The 17,874-nt window shown below is 68.1% G+C and carries 19 protein-coding genes; 8 read left to right on the plus strand and 11 right to left on the minus strand.

What is annotated here, in order from left to right:
- Nucleotides 1-165 precede the first annotated feature (165 nt).
- Nucleotides 166-465: an antibiotic biosynthesis monooxygenase family protein gene (locus V5F61_RS03190; protein WP_393987313.1), complete on the minus strand. Its 300-nt coding sequence runs from the start codon at nt 463-465 to the stop codon at nt 166-168.
- A 155-nt stretch (nt 466-620) separates the two neighbouring features.
- On the opposite strand from V5F61_RS03190, the gene V5F61_RS03195 reads away from it, so the two are divergent.
- Both V5F61_RS03195 and V5F61_RS03200 read left to right on the plus strand, forming a co-directional pair.
- Complete coding sequence (locus V5F61_RS03195) at nt 621-1,034, plus strand: EVE domain-containing protein (RefSeq protein ID WP_393987314.1); 414 nt, start codon at nt 621-623, stop codon at nt 1,032-1,034.
- Complete coding sequence (locus V5F61_RS03200; protein ID WP_393987315.1) at nt 1,031-1,693, plus strand: class I SAM-dependent methyltransferase; 663 nt, start codon at nt 1,031-1,033, stop codon at nt 1,691-1,693. Before V5F61_RS03195 ends, V5F61_RS03200 begins: the two co-directional genes overlap by 4 nt.
- A gap of 18 nt (nt 1,694-1,711) precedes the next feature.
- On the opposite strand, the gene V5F61_RS03205 is transcribed toward V5F61_RS03200, so the two are convergent.
- Complete coding sequence (locus V5F61_RS03205) at nt 1,712-2,083, minus strand: DUF423 domain-containing protein (RefSeq protein WP_393987316.1); 372 nt, start codon at nt 2,081-2,083, stop codon at nt 1,712-1,714.
- 311 nt (nt 2,084-2,394) lie between these two features.
- Here V5F61_RS03205 and acs point away from each other — a divergent pair, with 311 nt between their 5' ends.
- Nucleotides 2,395-4,353, plus strand: coding sequence for an acetate--CoA ligase (gene acs / locus V5F61_RS03210; protein ID WP_393987317.1), 1,959 nt, complete (start codon nt 2,395-2,397; stop codon nt 4,351-4,353).
- A 211-nt stretch (nt 4,354-4,564) separates the two neighbouring features.
- Here the strand turns inward: acs and V5F61_RS03215 are convergent, their stop codons facing one another.
- From V5F61_RS03215 to V5F61_RS03225, 3 genes are all read right to left on the minus strand, one after another.
- A complete protein-coding gene (locus tag V5F61_RS03215; RefSeq protein ID WP_393987318.1) occupies nt 4,565-4,837 on the minus strand; it encodes a hypothetical protein in 273 nt (90 codons plus the stop codon).
- 108 nt (nt 4,838-4,945) lie between these two features.
- The gene (locus V5F61_RS03220) at nt 4,946-5,374 is read right to left on the minus strand and encodes a TIGR02301 family protein (RefSeq protein ID WP_393987319.1); all 429 of its coding nucleotides are present in this window, start codon (nt 5,372-5,374) and stop codon (nt 4,946-4,948) included.
- A gap of 77 nt (nt 5,375-5,451) precedes the next feature.
- Nucleotides 5,452-6,213: a YkgJ family cysteine cluster protein gene (locus tag V5F61_RS03225; RefSeq protein ID WP_393987320.1), complete on the minus strand. Its 762-nt coding sequence runs from the start codon at nt 6,211-6,213 to the stop codon at nt 5,452-5,454.
- 247 nt (nt 6,214-6,460) lie between these two features.
- On the opposite strand from V5F61_RS03225, the gene lepA reads away from it, so the two are divergent.
- Both lepA and V5F61_RS03235 read left to right on the plus strand, forming a co-directional pair.
- Nucleotides 6,461-8,266 (plus strand): translation elongation factor 4, encoded by a 1,806-nt coding sequence (gene lepA, locus V5F61_RS03230; RefSeq protein ID WP_393987321.1) that lies wholly within the window; start codon nt 6,461-6,463, stop codon nt 8,264-8,266.
- An 86-nt stretch (nt 8,267-8,352) separates the two neighbouring features.
- The gene (locus V5F61_RS03235) at nt 8,353-8,553 is read left to right on the plus strand and encodes a YegP family protein (RefSeq protein WP_393987322.1); all 201 of its coding nucleotides are present in this window, start codon (nt 8,353-8,355) and stop codon (nt 8,551-8,553) included.
- Nucleotides 8,554-8,607: 54 nt separating this feature from the next.
- Here V5F61_RS03235 and V5F61_RS03240 read toward each other — a convergent pair whose 3' ends face one another.
- Nucleotides 8,608-9,303, minus strand: coding sequence for a TIGR00266 family protein (locus V5F61_RS03240; protein ID WP_393987323.1), 696 nt, complete (start codon nt 9,301-9,303; stop codon nt 8,608-8,610).
- A 205-nt stretch (nt 9,304-9,508) separates the two neighbouring features.
- Between V5F61_RS03240 and V5F61_RS03245 the strand changes: the two genes are divergently transcribed.
- Both V5F61_RS03245 and V5F61_RS03250 read left to right on the plus strand, forming a co-directional pair.
- Nucleotides 9,509-10,624, plus strand: coding sequence for a pepsin/retropepsin-like aspartic protease family protein (locus V5F61_RS03245; protein WP_393987324.1), 1,116 nt, complete (start codon nt 9,509-9,511; stop codon nt 10,622-10,624).
- Between the two features lie 177 nt (nt 10,625-10,801).
- A complete protein-coding gene (locus V5F61_RS03250; protein WP_393987325.1) occupies nt 10,802-12,301 on the plus strand; it encodes a protein adenylyltransferase SelO in 1,500 nt (499 codons plus the stop codon).
- 247 nt (nt 12,302-12,548) lie between these two features.
- Here V5F61_RS03250 and groL read toward each other — a convergent pair whose 3' ends face one another.
- Both groL and groES read right to left on the minus strand, forming a co-directional pair.
- Nucleotides 12,549-14,195: a chaperonin GroEL gene (gene groL / locus V5F61_RS03255; protein WP_393987326.1), complete on the minus strand. Its 1,647-nt coding sequence runs from the start codon at nt 14,193-14,195 to the stop codon at nt 12,549-12,551.
- Between the two features lie 59 nt (nt 14,196-14,254).
- Nucleotides 14,255-14,545: a co-chaperone GroES gene (gene groES, locus V5F61_RS03260; RefSeq protein WP_393987327.1), complete on the minus strand. Its 291-nt coding sequence runs from the start codon at nt 14,543-14,545 to the stop codon at nt 14,255-14,257.
- Between the two features lie 353 nt (nt 14,546-14,898).
- Between groES and V5F61_RS03265 the strand changes: the two genes are divergently transcribed.
- Nucleotides 14,899-15,408 (plus strand): hypothetical protein, encoded by a 510-nt coding sequence (locus V5F61_RS03265; RefSeq protein ID WP_393987328.1) that lies wholly within the window; start codon nt 14,899-14,901, stop codon nt 15,406-15,408.
- Between the two features lie 123 nt (nt 15,409-15,531).
- Here the strand turns inward: V5F61_RS03265 and cynS are convergent, their stop codons facing one another.
- The 3 genes from cynS to ntrB all read right to left on the minus strand — a co-directional run bounded on the left by cynS (nt 15,532) and on the right by ntrB (nt 17,870).
- Nucleotides 15,532-16,014, minus strand: coding sequence for a cyanase (gene cynS / locus V5F61_RS03270; RefSeq protein WP_393987329.1), 483 nt, complete (start codon nt 16,012-16,014; stop codon nt 15,532-15,534).
- Nucleotides 16,015-16,095: 81 nt separating this feature from the next.
- The gene (locus tag V5F61_RS03275; RefSeq protein ID WP_393987330.1) at nt 16,096-17,025 is read right to left on the minus strand and encodes an ABC transporter ATP-binding protein; all 930 of its coding nucleotides are present in this window, start codon (nt 17,023-17,025) and stop codon (nt 16,096-16,098) included.
- A 5-nt stretch (nt 17,026-17,030) separates the two neighbouring features.
- On the minus strand, nt 17,031-17,870 hold the full coding sequence (ntrB, locus tag V5F61_RS03280; RefSeq protein WP_393987331.1) for a nitrate ABC transporter permease: 840 nt from the start codon (nt 17,868-17,870) through the stop codon (nt 17,031-17,033).
- Between the last annotated feature and the right edge of the window lie 4 nt (nt 17,871-17,874).

Below are 17,874 nucleotides of genomic sequence, written 5' to 3' on the forward strand. Positions count from 1 at the left end.
GCGGGCCCTTGGTGTGAGCGCCACTGCTGCTCCGGGCGGACGAATCGAAAAGGCCCCGGCGATGCGTTTCGCCGGGGCCTTTTCATGCGCGCCGCAGGTCTCATGCCATCCCGCTCGGCCATGGCCTTCGACCGGTGCCGGGCGGGCTCTGCTCAAGCGGGGGGCTCAGAAGGCGGTGAAGAGGGCTTCGTGGTGCTCCACCTGGGGCGGGGCGGCCATGTGCGGCCCGGCGAGGCGGCGCCATTCCTGGAATTCCGGCGCCTCGCGGAAGTGGACCATGTGGTCCTCCACGCTGTCCCACGTCACCACCAGGAAGTAGCGGTTGGGCGCCTCCACCGAGCGCTCCAGCCGGAGGCCCCGGCAGCCGCGCGAGCGCTGGAAGAAGGGTGCGGCTTCCTTCACCGCCGCCTCGAAGGCCGCGCGGGCGCCGTCCTTCACCTCGATGGTTGCGACCTCATAGACCATACTGACATCCTCGCTTACGGCGGCCGGGTGCCGCCGGCCCCTTCTTACACGATCTGGGCCGGCCGCGCGTTGCCGCCCCGCCCGCGCGGCTTGCAATGGGCGGGCGAAAGCGGCACACCGGTGCGGTTCTTCCCACCAGCATTTCGAGCGCGCCCATGGCCCATTGGCTCTACAAATCCGAACCCTTCAAATGGTCCTGGGACATGCAGGTGAAGGCGGGCGAAAAGGGCACCCACTGGGACGGCGTGCGCAACCACCTCGCCAAGCAGCAGATGCTGGCCATGAAGACGGGCGACACCGGCTTCTTCTACCACTCCAACGAGGGCAAGGAGATCGTCGGCATCGTGGAGGTCATCAAGGAGGCCTATCCTGACCCCTCCGACCCCACCGGCAAGTTCGTGATGGTGGACCTCAAGGCGGTGAAGCCGCTGAAGCATCCCATCAGCCTTGCCGCCATCAAGGCGGACCCGCGCTTCCAGGACATGGCGCTCATCAAGTATTCCCGGCTCTCGGTGCAGCCGGTTACCGACGAGGAGTGGGAGATTCTCTGCGCCATGGGTGGCGTGTGAGCCGCCCCATCGCCGATCCCGCAGCCTTCATCCGCGCCGAGACGCGCCTGCGCCCCACGGCCCTGGTGCCGGAGATTTCGCTCCATGTGGCGGATGAGGCAGTGCCCATCTGGCACCGCACCGAGGAGGAACTGGGGGAAATGGGCCTGCCGCCCCCGTTCTGGGCCTTCGCCTGGGCGGGCGGGCAGGCGCTGGCGCGGCATGTGCTCGACCATCCCGAGCTGGTGGCGGGGGAGGACGTGCTTGATTTCGCGTCCGGTTCCGGGCTGGTGGGCATCGCGGCCATGAAGGCGGGGGCGCGGCGCGTCACCTGCGCGGACATTGACAGCTTCGCCCTTGCCGCCATCGCCCTGAACGGCGAGGCCAATGCCGTGGCGCTCGCGCCGGTGGGGGAGGACCTCATCGGCCGCGACCTTGGCTGGGGCACCGTGCTCGCCGGCGACATCTGCTACGAGAAGGATCTGGCCGAGCGGGTCTATGCGTGGCTGCTGGCGCTTTCCCGGCGCGGAGCGCGGGTGCTCATCGGGGATCCCGGCCGCACCTACCTGCCCAGGGAGCGGCTGGAGCAGCTTGCCGAATACCATGTTCCGGTGACGCGCGAGCTGGAGGACATGGAGATCAAGCGCACCTGCGTCTGGCGGCCGCGCGCGGACGCTTAGCTTCAACCAATTCGGGACTCAGGCGCGGCGCGCCACCAGCGCGGAGCCCGCCACCACCAGCCAACCGGCGATCATGAGGCTGCCGCCGAATGGCGCGCTGCCGCCGAGCAGTTTCGCCTCCAGCAGAGCGCGGGAGGAAAGATCCCCACAGAACAGCAGGGCGCCCAAGACCAGCGCCGATGCGCCGATGCGCAGCGCTGCCCCGCCCCGGCCGACCTGGAGCGCCAGGGCGACCAGCCCGCCCACGGCGGCGGCGTGCAGGATCAGGAAATAGGCGGCGGTCTCCAGCATGGAGCCGCCGGCCACATGGGCCGAGACGGCCGCCGCCGCGACGCCGCACGCGCCCATGAGCCCTGCCAGCAGAAGCAGGAATCGTGTCCACAGATCCATCGCCGCGCTACCTCCACATGAATGTCGTTATAGGGCGCTAGCACCGGCGGGGAAATCGGCCGGGAGGCCGCAGGGGGCGTTCCATGCGGCGAGGCGCACGGCTCGGCGAGAAGGATATGCACCCAAAGTCGGGCTTCCGGGTGCCTTGTGGAGCGGGATGGAGGCCAGCATAATCCCGCCAAATAATGGCGAGCCCAAATCGCCGATAACCAAAGATTGCAGGCGCTCCGGTCCGTGCTCACGGCGAAGCGCAGGCGGTGGAAATAACCAAGGTTGCGGGCCGGCCGGCCCGCTGAAGGGAGGCAAGAGCCATGTCCGATAAAGTCTATGATGTGCCGTCCGTCTGGGCCGAGAAGGCTTATGTGGACGATGCCCGCTACAATGCCATGTATGCCGCCTCCGTTGAGGACCCGAACACCTTCTGGGGCGAGCATGGCAAGCGAATCGACTGGTTCCACCCCTACACCAAGGTGAAGAACACCTCGTTCGATCCCGGCCACGTCTCCATCAAGTGGTTCGAGGACGGCATCACCAACGTTTCCTATAACTGCGTCGATCGCCACCTCGAGACGCGCGGCGACCAGCCCGCCATCATCTGGGAAGGCGACAGCCCGGACGAATCGAAGGTCATCACCTATCGCGAGCTCTCCAGCGAGGTGAACAAGCTCGCCAACGTGCTGCGCAACCGCGGCGTGGAGAAGGGTGACCGCGTCACCATCTACCTGCCGATGATCCCCGAGGCCGCCTATGCTATGCTCGCCTGCGCGCGGCTCGGTGCGGTCCATTCCATCGTGTTCGGCGGCTTCTCCCCGGACAGCCTCGCGGGCCGCGTCTCGGACTGCGGCTCCAAGGTCATCATCACCGCCGACGAGGGCCTGCGCGGCGGCCGCAAGGTGCCGCTGAAGGCCAATGTGGACGCGGCCATCAACCAGATCGGCGGCGACAGCGTCGACCACGTGATCGTGGTGCGCCGCACCGGCGGCAAGGTGGACATGACCCCCGGCCGCGATGTCTATTACGATGATGCCGCCGCGCAGGTGACGGACGAGTGCCCGCCCGCGCACATGCACGCAGAAGACCCGCTGTTCATCCTCTACACGTCCGGTTCCACCGGCAAGCCGAAGGGCGTGCTGCACACCACCGGCGGCTATCTGGTCTATGCGTCCATGACGCATCAGTACATCTTCGACTATCACGACGGCGACGTTTACTGGTGCACGGCCGACGTGGGCTGGGTGACCGGCCATTCCTACATCGTCTACGGCCCGCTCGCGAACGGCGCCACCACGCTGATGTTCGAGGGCGTGCCCAACTATCCCAACACCTCCCGTTTCTGGGAAGTGATCGACAAGCACAAGGTCACCATTTTCTACACCGCGCCCACCGCCATCCGCTCGCTGATGCAGGGCGGCGAGGAGCCGGTGAAGAAGACCTCGCGCGCCTCCCTGCGCCTGCTCGGCTCGGTGGGCGAGCCCATCAATCCCGAGGCCTGGGAGTGGTATCACCGCGTGGTGGGTGACGAGCGCTGCCCCATCGTCGATACCTGGTGGCAGACGGAAACCGGAGGCATCCTCATCACCCCGCTGCCCGGCGCCACCAAGCTGAAGCCCGGCTCGGCCACCCGCCCCTTCTTCGGCGTGCTGCCTGAAGTGGTGGATGCCGAGGGCAAGGTGCTCACCGGAGCCTGCGAAGGCAACCTCGTGATCGCCGACTCGTGGCCGGGCCAGATGCGTACGGTCTACGGCGACCATGAGCGCTTCGAGCAGACCTACTTCTCCACCTATCCCGGCAAGTACTTCACCGGCGACGGCTGCCGCCGCGACGAGGACGGCTATTACTGGATCACCGGCCGCGTGGACGACGTCATCAACGTCTCCGGCCATCGCATGGGTACGGCGGAGGTGGAAAGCGCCCTCGTCGCCCATCCGAAGGTGTCCGAGGCGGCCGTGGTGGGCTTCCCGCACGACATCAAGGGCCAGGGCATCTACGCCTATGTGACCCTGATGGACGGCGTGGAGCCGACCGAGGAGCTGCGCAAGGAGCTGGTGGGCTGGGTGCGCCGCGAGATCGGCCCCATCGCCTCGCCCGACCTGATCCAGTTTGCGCCGGGCCTGCCCAAGACCCGCTCGGGCAAGATCATGCGCCGCATCCTGCGCAAGATCGCCGAGGACCAGTTCGAGAGCCTGGGCGACACCTCGACCCTCGCCGACCCGACGGTGGTGGAGGATCTCATCAGCAATCGCCAGAACAAGCGCGACGCGGCGGCCTGAGGCCGCGCCTCCGTAATCCGCGAGCAAATCCGGCCGGCGCCCCTAGGGGCGCCGGTTTCGTTTCCGGCGCGGCGCGGCCGTGGCGCGCAAAAAAAAAGAGGGCGGACCGGCTATGCGCCGATCCGCCCAGGTGGAAGCGTTCCTCAAACTCGAAACAAAATCTCGAAGGGCCGCGCTGCTCCCGCGAGGGGGAGGGCGGAGGCCGGCGGCCTCAGTGACGGTTGGGCGGCACGGTGTATTCGCCCGCGCGCACACGCTCGGAAACGCGCTCGACGAACTCGGCGCAGGCCTCCTCGCCATAATTGGCCACAAGGTTCCGCAGGGCCGTGAACAGCGCCGCCTGAACGAGGCAATCCTCTTCCAGGCCGTCGCGCACCGCCTCCACCCAGGCGTCGTTCAGATAAGTGAGAGCCGCGTGGCGATCGTCCGCCGCCATGTCCGAAATATCGGGAAGGTCGATGGCTAAGTTCGGCAGTGTGGACACGTCTTGGCCTCCGGCCGCGCGCTGGCGGCGACAGGAAGACATTACCACGGTGCGCGGCATGTGAATGCCAATTCTAACCAAAAGGTTAACGGTTGCCGGGGCCGTTAATCAGTTGCCGCCGTAGCGCACCACGATCTCGTGGGCGAGGCGCGCGCCTTCCTCCAGCTGGCGCTCCACGGCCGCGCGCGCGGCCGGCGTGCAGTCGCGGTAGACCTGGGCAAAGCTGGAATAGCCCCGGTTGAAGGAGGCGATCAGCTTGCCCTTGCGTGCCTCCGAGGGCTGCTCGGTCTCGATGAGGGTCGCCATCTCGTCGCGCCAGCGCTGGGCTTCCGCGCCGGCGCCGCACAGGGGGCGCAGGTAATGCAGGCCGCCGAGGATCTCGGCGAGCCGCAGCAGGTCGTCGTCATAGGGCGGGGCTGCCCCCTCGGCCGTGGGCGCGGCGGCCGCGGGCCGCACGGCGCCGAGCGGCGCGGGGGCGAATGGCGCGGCCAGCAGCCCGGCCAGGGCGAGAATCGGAAGGTGGCGGCGGATGCGCATGGCTCGTCCAGGGTTCGCCCCTGTGGTGCGACCTTCCGTGGCCGGGGTCAAGGGCGAGCTGCGGGCGCCCCGCGCGCTCAGTTCTTGAGCCGGTCGAAGGTCGAGGCCATCTCCTCGCGGCTCACCACATCCAGCGCCACCGCCGCGAACGGGTCTCCGCCGGCCGCGAACTCGGCCTCGCAATCGGGGCGGGCGAGGGCGATCTTCAGCGCCGCCACCAGATCATAGAGGCCCCAGGCGAAGCCGGCGTCGCGCATGGCGGACTGCAGGGCGTTCTGCACCAGCCCGCGCACGGTGCGGTGCGGCTCCGAGACGGGCACGTTGTCGAGCCCGCCCTCGAGGGCGGAGACGCAGGCTTCCTCGTTGAACGAGGCATGCCCGCGGCAGGCGAGGGGGCGCACCGGGTACACCACGCAGATGCCCTCGGCCAGGAACGGGCACTCGCGCACCAGCGCCATCGGCCGCACGTTGCCGGAGGGTTCCACGAAATCGGCGGCGCCGTAGAGGCGGCCAACCAGATCGATACCCACGGTCTTGAAGCCGGATGCCATGCCGCGCACGTAGCGGGCCACCATCAGCACCTCGGGGGCGGTGGCGGCCACCAGGATCTGGCAGCAGGTGCCGCAGCCTTTGCGGCAGGCGAGCTGGGGTAGCTCGCGCGTCTGATCTTCCACATTGCGCTCGAAGCTGCTGAAAGCCTGCATCCACAGGCGATCAAGAAGGTCGGGCCGGGCCCGGTGGGTGGTGAAGGTTTCGAGGAAGCCGCTGTGCTGGGCCTTGAAGAAGGCCAGCGGGCCTTCGGCTTCGGCGGCCTCTTCCGCGCTCTGGGCAATGGGCACGATGAACCTCCACGCAACAAAATGATCGATCTGCAAAACGCGAACGAACCTCACGCCGAAGCTCGTTTTGATCTGGCGCAAATATTTCGCCCCAAGGCGGGTGCGAACAATTCGGGGAAACTGCGTAGACGGCGAAGGGCGTGCGGCGAGAGCTTGGCGGTGGTTTCTCGCGGCGCGAGGGGCGGTGGGCACCTGACGCCGCGCGCGGCGCCTTGTGGGCTCCGCACGCCGGTGCTATGCGGCGCGGATGACCGCCAGCGCCCAGAAGAACATCCGCAACTTTTCCATCGTCGCCCACATCGACCATGGGAAGTCGACCCTCGCCGACCGCCTGATCCAGATCACCGGCGGGCTCTCCGAGCGCGAGATGACGGATCAGGTGCTCGACAACATGGACATCGAGCGCGAGCGCGGCATCACCATCAAGGCGCAGACGGTCCGCCTCTCCTATAAGGCGCATGATGGCGAGACCTACACGCTGAACCTCATCGACACCCCCGGGCACGTGGACTTTGCCTATGAGGTGAACCGCTCGCTCGCCGCCGTGGAAGGCTCGCTGCTGGTGGTGGACGCCTCCCAGGGCGTGGAGGCGCAGACCCTCGCCAACGTCTACCAGGCCATCGACAACAACCACGAGATCGTGCCGGTCCTCAACAAGGTGGACCTGCCCGCCGCCGAGCCGGAGAAGGTGAAGGCGCAGATCGAGGACGTGATCGGCCTCGACGCTTCCAACGCCATCGGCATCTCCGCCAAGACCGGGCTCAATGTCGATCAGGTGCTGGAGGCCATCGTCACCCGCCTGCCGGCGCCCATGGGTGACCGCGACGCGCCCCTGAAGGCGCTGCTGGTGGACAGCTGGTACGACACCTATCTCGGCGTGGTGGTGCTGGTGCGCATCGTCGATGGCGTGCTGAAGAAGGGCCAGCGCATCAAGATGATGGGCTCGGGCGCGGCCTACGACGTGGACCGCGTGGGCGTGTTCACCCCCAAGATGGTGGCCATGACCGAGCTTGGTCCGGGCGAGATCGGCTTCCTCACCGGCTCCATCAAGGAAGTGGCGGACACCCGCGTCGGCGATACCATCACGGAAGAGAAGCGCCCTTGCGCGGAGGCGCTGCCGGGCTTCAAACCGGCCCAGCCGGTGGTGTTCTGCGGCCTGTTCCCGGTGGATGCGGCGGATTTCGAGGATCTGCGCGCGGCCATGGGCAAGCTGCGCCTGAACGACGCCAGTTTCTCCTATGAGATGGAGACCTCCGCTGCGCTCGGCTTCGGCTTCCGCTGCGGCTTCCTCGGGCTCCTGCACCTGGAGATCATCCAGGAGCGGCTGGAGCGTGAATTCAACCTCGACCTCATCGCAACGGCGCCTTCGGTCATCTACGAGATCCAGATGACCGACGGTTCGGTGCTCGACCTGCACAATCCGGCCGACATGCCGGACGTGGTGAAGATCGAGGAGATCCGCGAGCCGTGGATTCGCGCCACCATCCTCACGCCCGACGACTATCTGGGCGCGGTGCTGAAGCTGTGCCAGGACCGGCGCGGCAACCAGATCGAGCTCACCTATGTGGGCGCGCGGGCCATGGTGACCTATGACCTGCCGCTGAACGAAGTGGTGTTCGATTTCTATGACCGGCTGAAGTCCATCTCCAAGGGCTATGCCTCGTTCGACTATCAGATCACTGAATATCGGGTCGGCGACCTCGTGAAGATGTCGATCCTGGTGAATGCCGAGCCGGTGGACGCGCTGTCCATGCTGGTGCACCGCACCCGCGCCGAGGCTCGCGGCCGCGTGATGTGCGAGAAGCTGAAGGACCTCATTCCCCAGCACCTCTTCAACATCCCGATCCAGGCGGCCATCGGCGCCAAGATCATCGCCCGCGAGACCATCAAGGCCCTGCGTAAGGACGTGACCGCCAAGTGCTACGGCGGCGACATCACGCGCAAGCGCAAGCTTCTGGACAAGCAGAAGGAAGGCAAGAAGAAGATGCGCCAGTTCGGCAAGGTGGAGATTCCGCAGGAAGCCTTCATCGCCGCGCTGAAGATGGACGAGTAAATCCCTTCGCACGCATGGCGCGAGGGGGCGAATCATCGCACCCTTCGCCCCGGCGCGGCCCATGCCGCCGACCGGGAGAACGAGCCATGGCGAAGTTCGAGGTCTTCAAGGACAAGGCGGGCGAGTTCCGCTTCCGCTACAAGGCGTCCAACGGGGAGATCATGTTCTCTTCCGAGGGCTACAAGGCCCGGGCCTCGGCCCTCGACGCCATCGAATCCATCAAGAAGAACGCCGCCGGCGCCACGGTGGATGACCTGACCAAAGGCGAGGCTGCCAAGCCGGCCTGAGGCCGGGCGTGGGCGGCAGCCCCGGCCCCCTGTGGAGGGGCCGGGACGGTCGTCTCACTGCCGCTGCGTGGGCAGGTAGGGCGCGAGCGCGTGGGCGAGCTTGGCGGGCGTGAGGGTCTGCAGCCACACGTTGCCGGGGCCGCGAAGGCGCGCCAGGAATAGCCCGTCGCCGCCGAACAGCGCGTTCTTCACACCGGAAATGGTGGTGATCTCGAACGACACGCTTTCCTCGAACATGCCCACGTGGCCGGGATGCACCAGCAGCTCCTGGCCCGCCTGCAGGGTGTAGCTCACGATTTCCCCGCCCAGCTCCACGAAGGCGCTGCCCGAGCCGGTGAGATGCTGGAGCACGAAACCATTGCCCCCGAATACCCCGGCGCCCAGGGACTGCTGCACCCCAATAGCGAGCGAGAGCCCCAGCGAGCCCGCGAGAAAGCCGTGCCGGTGGATGAGGAACCCGCGGCCGGGCGCCACCTTCGCCTCGATGATGTTGCCGGGCACGGTGGCGGCGAAGGCCGCCAGCCCCTCGCCGCCCTCCGCCATGAACTCGGTCATGAACAGGCCGCCGCCCGAGATGGCGCGGCCGATGGCGGAAAAGAGGCCGCTCGCCCCGCCGGTGGCGGCGGTGGTGCGCATGGAGACGTTGGGCGTCATCCAGGAGAGGCGGTCGGGCTCGGCAAGCACGCCTTCTCCCGGTTCCAGGGTGAAGGTGACGACGGGAAGAGTGGTGCCGGTGATCTCGCTGCGCATGGCATCCTCGCTCGCGACGGGGCGCGGCTGCCGGAAAGGGGGCACGCCGCCGGCCCAGACAAGCAGCATCGCGGCGTGGCGGCAACGCGCCCGGCGGCGGTGTTCGCGGCTGTCCCCTGCGGTATCACGCCACGGCGCGCCAAGCGCGGCGCATGCTTTGATGCCGCCTGCGCCGCCGGCGCGACCATTCGGCGAGGGGGAACCTATGGCCTTCATTCGCTTTCCGTTCATGGCCCGGCCGCTCGCGCGGGCATTGGTGGCGCTCGCAGCAGCGGGAAGCGCCTTCTGGGGAGGCTCCCTTCCGGCTCATGCCGCCTCACCCGGCAGCGCGGAAGGCACAGCCCGGCCGGTTGCGCTGCGTTACCTGAACGCGCCGCCGGACGGCGAGCCTCTGCTGCGCAGCCCGCTGCTCGGCATCTCCATCAATGGCGGCCGGCGCCGGGCGGTGATGGACACCGGCTCCACCGGCATCGTCATCTCCGCGAGCGCCATTCCCGGCTGGCAATCCCTGCCGGACCTGGGGCCGGGCAAGCTCACCTACACCAGCTCCGGCCGCGTGATGGTGGGGCGCTATGTGGAAGCGGCGGTCACGATCACCGGTGCGGACGGCGCCAGCCTCACCACCCGGCCGATGCCGGTGCTGGCCGTCACCGGCATCGAATGCCTGATGGCCGCGCGGGACTGCGAGCCCAGCACGGCGCCGGAGCACGTTTCCATGCTGGGGGTGGGCTTTGCCCGCGAGAGCGACCGCCAGAGCGGTGGCACGCCGGAAAAGAACCCCTTCCTGAACCTGCCGGGCATGGGCGCGCCGGGCGGCCCGGCCGGGCCGCTGGGGCGCGGCTACATCGTCACGCGCGCGGGCGTGCAGGTGGGCCTTTCGCCTGCCGATGGCGCGGGCTTCACCCGCGTGGCGCTGGCGCCGGGCGAGATCCCCGGAGAGTGGCGGGCGGCGCCAGCCTGCTATTCCCTTGCCGGCCGCACCCCGCCAGCCTGCGGCACCATGCTGGTGGACACGGGCGTGGTGCGCAGCTTCCTCACCGTGCCGGAGGCTCAGTTCGCGGGCCTGCTCGCGCCCGATGGCGCACCCCGGCTCGCCGATGGCACGCGCGTGGATGTGGTGCCGGGGCCCGGCGCCGCCGCGCCGCACTACGGCTACGCGGTGGGTGACTGGATGAATCCGGTGGCGCCGACAGAGGTGGTCGTGGTGCCGCATGCCGGCAAGCCGGCCTTCCTCAACACCTCCGTGCGCTTCCTGAATGCCTACGACTATCTCTATGACGCGGACGGCGGCGCGGTAGGCTTGCGCGCGCTCCGCTACTGATGCCGAGGCTCTGCGGGCCTTGACCTGCGGGGCCTTCGGGGCAAGCCCCCGCGCGGCATCGACCTCGACCGGACGCCGATGAAAAGGGGGCGGCTGGACACGCCCGGCGGAAGCGATCACCCTCTTCTCCAGGTCCCGGGGCTGCCCCAATTTTCCCCCGGGGGAGAACATATTGCCATGTCCACGCTCATCGACGCGTCCCCGACGCTCCGCATTCCGTTCGACAATTCCTATGCCCGCCTGCCCGAGAGCTTCTTCGCCCCGGCCCTACCGACACCTGTGGCGGCGCCGCGCCTCGTGAAGCTCAATACCGCTTTGGCCGAGGAACTGGGGCTCGACCCCGCCGCTCTTGCCACCCCCGAGGCGGTGGAGATGTTCGCGGGCGTGCGGGTGCCCGAGGGGGCAACCCCCATCGCGCTCGCCTATGCGGGGCACCAGTTCGGCCAGTTCGTGCCGCAGCTCGGCGACGGGCGCGCCATCCTGCTCGGCGAGGTCATCGACCGGGCGGGGCGGCGGCGCGACATCCAGCTCAAGGGTGCGGGCCCCACCGCCTTCTCCCGCCGCGGCGACGGGCGCGCGGCCCTCGGCCCGGTGCTGCGCGAATATATCGTGAGCGAGGCCATGGCGGCACTCGGCGTGCCCACCACCCGCACGCTCGCGGCCGTCACCACCGGCGAGCCGGTGTGGCGCGAACGGGCCCTGCCGGGCGCGGTGCTCACGCGCGTGGCGGCGAGCCATATCCGCATCGGCACCTTCCAGTTCTTCGCCGCGCGCAAGGATGTGGAAGGGCTGCGCACGCTCGCCGACTATGCCATCGCCCGCCACTACCCCGAGGTCGCCGCCACCGCGCGGCCCTATGCCGGGCTGTTGGAGAAGGTGATGGAGCGCCAGGCGGCGCTGGTGGCCCGCTGGCAGCTCATCGGCTTCATCCACGGGGTGATGAACACCGACAACATGTCCATCGTTGGTGAAACGATAGACTATGGCCCGTGCGCCTTCATGGATGCGTACCACCCTTCGACGGTGTTCTCGTCCATCGATTACATGGGCCGCTATGCCTTTAAGAACCAGCCGCAGATCGCCCACTGGAACCTCGCGCGGCTGGCCGAATGCCTCATTCCGCTGCTGAACGCGGAGCGGGAGCCGGCGGTGGAGGAGGCGAATGCGCTGCTCGGCACCTTCCCGGGCCGCTTCGAGGCTGCGTACCACGCGGGCCTGCTGGAGAAGATCGGCCTTTCCGCCGGCACGACGGAGGATGTGGCGCTGGCGCTGGAGCTGCTGCAGGTGATGCAAGCGGGGAAGGCGGACTTCACCCTCCTCTTCCGCCGCCTGTGCGCGGCCGCCGAAGGCACTGAGGGCTCCAACCCGGCGCGCGACCTGTTCCCCGACCGCGAGGCGTTCGACGCCTGGGCAGGGCGCTGGCGGGCGCGGCTCGCGCAGGCGGGGCGCGAGGGCGCTGCCGTCCGGGCCGCCATGGAGCGTGTGAACCCCAAGTACATTCCGCGCAACCATCAGGTGGAATGGGCGCTGGAGGCTGCGGTGGACAATGCCGATTTCGCTCCGTTCGAGGAGCTTCTGGGCGTGATCCAGAAGCCCTACGAGGAGCAGCCGCGCTTTTCCGCTTATGCCGATCTGCCGCCGGAGATGAAGGACTACCAGACCTTCTGCGGCACCTGAGGCCACCGACCTCCGGTTCCTGACCGGTGCCACGCGGGTTTCGTTCAAAAGCCGCGCAGGGCGCCCAGAAGGCCCGTGGCGGGATGGGACCGGGGGCAGGGTGCCTCCTGCCAAAAGAAAAGGGCGCGGCCGAAGCCGCGCCCTTCCTTTTTTCACAGACCGATGGGGCTGGATCAGAAGTCCATGCCGCCACCGAAGCCGGCCCAGCCGGCTTCGGTACTCGAAGTCTCGGTCGGCAAGGACGTTCTCAGAAGTCCATGCCACCCATGCCGCCCATGCCGCCGCCGGGCATGGCGGGGAGGGCCGCGTCCTTCTTCGGCAGCTCGGCCACGAGGGCCTCGGTGGTCACCAGCAGGCCGGCCACGGAGCCGGCGTCCTGCAGCGCGGTGCGCACCACCTTGGCCGGGTCCACGACGCCGGCGGCGACGAGGTCCACGTATTCCTCGGTCTGGGCGTTGAAGCCGAAGTTCGGATCGGTCGCCTCGAGCACCTTGCCCACCACGATGGAGCCTTCCACGCCGGAGTTCTCGGCGATCTGGCGGATCGGGGCCTCAAGGGCGCGCAGCACGATCTTGATGCCGGCCTTGATGTCGGCATTGTCGGAGGAGACGGCCTCGACGGCCTTCTTGGCGCGCAGCAGGGCCACGCCGCCGCCGGGGACGATGCCTTCTTCCACCGCGGCGCGGGTGGCGTTGAGCGCGTCGTCCACGCGGTCCTTCTTCTCCTTGACTTCCACTTCCGTGGAGCCGCCCACGCGGATCACGGCCACGCCGCCGGCCAGCTTGGCGAGACGCTCCTGGAGCTTCTCACGGTCGTAGTCGGAGGTGGTGCCTTCGATCTGCGCCTTGATCTGGGCCACGCGGGCCTCGATGTCGGCCTTCTCGCCGACGCCGTCCACGATGGTGGTCTTCTCCTTCTCGAGGATCACCTTCTTGGCGCGGCCGAGCTGGGCGAGGGTCACGTTCTCGAGCTTGATGCCGAGATCTTCCGAGATCACCTGGCCGCCGGTGAGGATGGCGATGTCCTCCAGCATGGCCTTGCGGCGGTCACCGAAGCCGGGAGCCTTCACCGCCGCGACCTTCAGGCCGCCGCGCAGCTTGTTCACCACCAGGGTGGCCAGGGCCTCGCCCTCGACGTCCTCGGCGACGATCACCAGCGGACGGCCGGACTGCACCACGGCCTCGAGGACCGGGAGAATCGGTTGGAGGCCGGAGAGCTTCTTCTCGAAGATGAGGATGTAGGGCTCTTCCAGGTCGGCGATCATCTTCTCCGCATTGGTGATGAAGTACGGAGAGAGGTAGCCGCGGTCGAACTGCATGCCTTCGACCACGTCGAGCTCGGTGTCGGCGGTCTTGGCTTCCTCGACGGTGATGACACCCTCGTTGCCCACGCGCTGCATGGCGCCGGCGATCATCTCGCCGATGGAGCTGTCACCGTTGGCGGAGATGGTGCCCACCTGCGCCACTTCGGCGGAGGAGGAGACCTTCTTGGCGCGGCCCTGGATGTCCTTGAGGGCGGCGGCGACCGCGAGGTCGATGCCGCGCTTCAGGTCCATCGGGTTCATGCCGGCGGCAACCGCCTTGGCGCCTTCCTTCACGATGGCCTGGGCCAGCACGGTGGCGGTGGTGGTGCCGTCGCCGGCGAGGTCGTTGGTCTTGGAGGCGACCTCACGCACGAGCTGGGCGCCGAGGTTCTCGAACTTGTCCTCGAGCTCGATCTCCTTGGCGACGGAGACGCCGTCCTTGGTGATGCGCGGGGCGCCGAACGACTTCTCGATCACCACGTTGCGGCCCTTGGGGCCGAGCGTGACCTTCACGGCATTGGCGAGGATATCCACGCCGCGCAGCAGCTTCTCGCGCGCGTCAGCGGAAAACTTGACTTCTTTGGCAGCCATTGCGGCCTCCTGACTTGAATTTCCAAATGACCGAAGGGGTCACATCACCTTTGGGCGAGTCACTTGGCGATGACGCCGAGGATGTCGCTTTCCTTCATGATGAGCAGGTCCTGGCCGTCGATCTTGACCTCGGTGCCGGACCACTTGCCGAACAGCACGCGGTCGCCGGCCTTCACGTCGAGGGGAACGAGCTTGCCGGCCTCGTCGCGGGCGCCGGCGCCAACCGCCACAACCTCGCCCTCCTGGGGCTTTTCCTTGGCGGTGTCGGGGATGATGATGCCGCCGGCGGTCTTCTGCTCGGCTTCGATGCGCTTGACCACCACGCGGTCGTGCAGGGGACGGAAGGACATGGGTCTATTCCTCTCGGAACATGGATTTGCCGCGGCTCGCGCCGCTGCCTACACTGCTGGCACTCTCGAAAGCGGAGTGCCAAGCTCGCCGGGGAGATAAGCGCGCCTCCCCGCTCCGTCAAGGCGGGCGGCTGAAACTCGCTGCGCGCGGGGGCGGGATACGAACCGGTAACCGGCACCGCGTAAAGTCGTTTTCCGAAGGCCGGCGAGGCGGTTCGCCCCGCGCGGCGGCAGCCGGCACGAAGCATTATCGACGCCGCGGGGATGAGCCGTTATGGTCGGCGCGCCGGCCGGCACCCGTGTGGGCGATGGCAAGGACCGGAGTTGAGACGGCGGAGGCCTCGGAATATCCCATGAACATCACGCTTGCACGATCGAACGCGCGCCCCGGGAAGTCTCCTCGCGCCGGCCTCGCCGGGGTGGCCGCCACCGCGCTGGCGCTGACGCTCGCTGCCTGCAGCACCACGCCCTCGGAGCCGCCTCCGCCCGCAAGGCCGGTGTTCACCAGCCCCATTCCGCCGGACCGCCTCGTCGGCCGCTGGGGTCTTGCCGCCTACCACCGCCCCGATGATGCCGGCCGCACCGAGACTCAGGCCAAGGCCCAGTGCTCGAATCCCTATGTCATCACCGCCGGCAATGGCGGCGGCGTCATGATGTACCTCGCCGATGACAACAAGCTGACCGAGGTGGTGTCCAAGCAGGTGGGCAACGGCCCCATCTTCCTCGGCCCGCCCGACGAGCCCGCCGGCGCGCAGACCGACCGCCAGGTGATGCGCTTCGACGGCAACGTGCTGGTGCTGCGCTGGGTCGATCAGGAGGTCGCCAAGCGCTACGGCACCATGGTCTACGTGCGCTGCAGCTGACGTGAAAAAGGCCGGCGCCCGAGAGGGGCCGGCCTTTTTTGAATCCCGGGGGTCGTGACAAGGGGCGCCCTGCGCGCGGGGGAGGAGCGGCAGGCCCGCGCGGGCGCCGCCGCTCTCCCGGCCTCAGTCTTCCTTGTAGCCGAGCTGCTGGATGCCCTGCTCGGCGCCATAATACTTGTAGGGCAGGAACTTGCCGGACATGGAGATGGCGACGCGGTCGCCCTTCTCGTTGGCCTCGCGGGCGATATCCATGTTGAAGTCGATGGCGGACATGATGCCGTCGCCGAACTCGTCCTCGATCAGCGCCTTGATGGCCGGGCCGTTCACCAGGATCAGCTCGTAGAAGCGATAGATCAGCGGGTCGGTGGGCGGCATCTGGGTGCCGCGCATGGGTACCTCGTTCAGCATCCGCTCCTCGATCTCGGAGAGGCCGAACAGGGTGGCGGCCTTCTTGGCCAGGGGCTTCACCAGCTTCATCTGGCCCAGCAGCGCGCCGGTGATGAGGATGGGCGAGATGCCGCCGATCTCCTCGCAGATATACTTCCAGCTCCAGCCCTTTTCGCGCTTGATGTCGAGGATCTTCTCGGTGAGCTGCTCGCGCTTCATTTTCGTCTCCATGCTTGGATGTCGGATTTCGGATGATGTGCCGGCGCCGGCGGGGCCGTCGGCGGGCGGGTGCCTCGCGCCTCAGTCGCGGCCGGTGGCCGCGGCGGGAAAGCGGATGGTGTTGGCGGTCTCGGCGGCCTCCGCCGCGCGGGCGGCGCCGCCGAGCTGGACGGTGGGCGGGCGGCGGGTGTCGTAGCCGGCGGGTTTCTCGTCGCGGAAGGTGCGGCTGCGGCTTACCAGGAAGTCCACCAGGTGGTTGCGCACCGCGTAATAGTCCTCGTGGCGGTGGATGCTGTCGCGGGCGCGGTCCTTGGGCAGCGGGTTCTCTACCACCTCGGCCACCATGGCCTCCGGGCCGTTGGTCATGAGCACGATCCGGTCGGCGAGGTAGATGGCCTCGTCCACGTCGTGGGTGATCATCACCACGGTCTGCCCGGTGGAGGTGCAGATGCGCCGCACCTCGTCCTGCAGCGTGCCGCGGGTGAGGGCGTCGAGGGCCGAGAAGGGCTCGTCCATGAGCAGGATCTTCGGCTCGATGGAGAGGGCGCGGGCGATGCCCACGCGCTGGCGCATGCCGCCGGAAAGCTCGGCCGGCTTCTTCGCCTCGCTGCCCTTGAGGCCCACGAGCTCGATGAAGCGGCGGGAGCGCTCCTCCACCTCGGCCTTGCCCGCCTTGCGCCAGCGGGAGGTGACCGCATAGGCGACATTGCCGAGCACGCTCTTCCAGGGCAGCAGCGCGTGGCCCTGGAAGATCACGGCGCGGTCGAGGCTGGGGCCGGAGATGGCCTGCCCGTCCACGATCACCGCGCCCTCCGAGGGTGTCTCCAGCCCCGCCAGGATGTTGAGCACGGAGGTCTTGCCGCATCCCGAGTGGCCGATGATGCACACGAACTCGCCGCGCGGCACCTGGAGCCACAAATTCTCGAAGATGGTGGTCTCTCCGCCCTCGCGCCTGGGGTAGCGCCGGGCGATGCCCTCGATGGAGATGAACTTAGCGTCGGTCTCGGCCATGGCGCTCACTCCGGGAAGGTCACGCGCCGCTGGAGGCGCGCCAGGATGAGATCGAGGACCATGCCCACGAGGCCGATCAGCAGGATGCCGACGATCACGTTGGAGATGGACAGGTTGTTCCACTCGTTCCACACGAAGTAGCCAATGCCGGTGCCGCCCACGAGCATCTCCGCCGCCACGATGACGAGCCAGGCGATGCCGATGGAGATGCGCATGCCCGTGAGGATGGTGGGGGCCGCCGCCGGCAGGATCACCGTGAACGCCCGCCGCCACGCGCCCACCTCCAGGGTGCGGGCCACGTTCAGCCACTCCTTGCGCACCGCGCCGACGCCGAACGCGGTGTTCAGCAGCATCGGCCACACCGAGCAGATGAAGATGACGAACACGGCCGAGAGGTTGGAGTCCTTGATGGTGTAGAGGGCGAGCGGCATCCAGGCCAGGGGCGAGATGGGCTTGAGCACCTGGATGAACGGGTCGAGCGCCCGATAGGCCAAAGGCGACATGCCGATGAGGAAGCCCAGCGGCACCGCCACCAGCACCGCCAGCCCGTAGCCGATGGCGACCCGGCCGATGGAATAGAGGAGCTGGAGGCCCAGCCCCTTGTCGTTGGGCCCGTTGTCGTAGAACGGGTCCTTCATGGCGTCCCAGAGCTTGTGCGCCACGTCGAGCGGCCCCGGCATGGCGGACTGGGCCCCGGCCGTGGTGATGCCCATGAGCTTCGCATATTCCGGGTCGAGGGCCGGCCCCGAGCTCGCGCTCGGGGTGACGGCGATCTGCCAGGCGAGGCAGAAGGCGAGGAACAGCATCACCGACAGGATGCCGGCGCGCACGCCGAGGCTCTTCATCGCG

The sequence above is a fragment of the Xanthobacter sediminis genome (genome assembly GCF_043195015.1).
In the GTDB taxonomy this organism is placed as follows: Bacteria; Pseudomonadota; Alphaproteobacteria; order Rhizobiales; family Xanthobacteraceae; genus Xanthobacter.

Coding starts and splice junctions, on each gene's coding strand:
- V5F61_RS03190 (WP_393987313.1), bottom strand. CDS start 465: ATGGTCTATGAGGTCGCAACCATCGAGGTGAAGGACGGCGCCCGCGCG.
- V5F61_RS03195 (WP_393987314.1), top strand. CDS start 621: ATGGCCCATTGGCTCTACAAATCCGAACCCTTCAAATGGTCCTGGGAC.
- V5F61_RS03205 (WP_393987316.1), bottom strand. CDS start 2,083: ATGGATCTGTGGACACGATTCCTGCTTCTGCTGGCAGGGCTCATGGGC.
- acs (WP_393987317.1), top strand. CDS start 2,395: ATGTCCGATAAAGTCTATGATGTGCCGTCCGTCTGGGCCGAGAAGGCT.
- V5F61_RS03220 (WP_393987319.1), bottom strand. CDS start 5,374: ATGCGCATCCGCCGCCACCTTCCGATTCTCGCCCTGGCCGGGCTGCTG.
- lepA (WP_393987321.1), top strand. CDS start 6,461: ATGACCGCCAGCGCCCAGAAGAACATCCGCAACTTTTCCATCGTCGCC.
- V5F61_RS03235 (WP_393987322.1), top strand. CDS start 8,353: ATGGCGAAGTTCGAGGTCTTCAAGGACAAGGCGGGCGAGTTCCGCTTC.
- V5F61_RS03240 (WP_393987323.1), bottom strand. CDS start 9,303: ATGCGCAGCGAGATCACCGGCACCACTCTTCCCGTCGTCACCTTCACC.
- V5F61_RS03245 (WP_393987324.1), top strand. CDS start 9,509: ATGGCCTTCATTCGCTTTCCGTTCATGGCCCGGCCGCTCGCGCGGGCA.
- V5F61_RS03250 (WP_393987325.1), top strand. CDS start 10,802: ATGTCCACGCTCATCGACGCGTCCCCGACGCTCCGCATTCCGTTCGAC.
- groL (WP_393987326.1), bottom strand. CDS start 14,195: ATGGCTGCCAAAGAAGTCAAGTTTTCCGCTGACGCGCGCGAGAAGCTG.
- groES (WP_393987327.1), bottom strand. CDS start 14,545: ATGTCCTTCCGTCCCCTGCACGACCGCGTGGTGGTCAAGCGCATCGAA.
- V5F61_RS03265 (WP_393987328.1), top strand. CDS start 14,899: ATGAACATCACGCTTGCACGATCGAACGCGCGCCCCGGGAAGTCTCCT.
- cynS (WP_393987329.1), bottom strand. CDS start 16,014: ATGAAGCGCGAGCAGCTCACCGAGAAGATCCTCGACATCAAGCGCGAA.
- V5F61_RS03275 (WP_393987330.1), bottom strand. CDS start 17,025: ATGGCCGAGACCGACGCTAAGTTCATCTCCATCGAGGGCATCGCCCGG.
- ntrB (WP_393987331.1), bottom strand. CDS start 17,870: ATGAAGAGCCTCGGCGTGCGCGCCGGCATCCTGTCGGTGATGCTGTTC.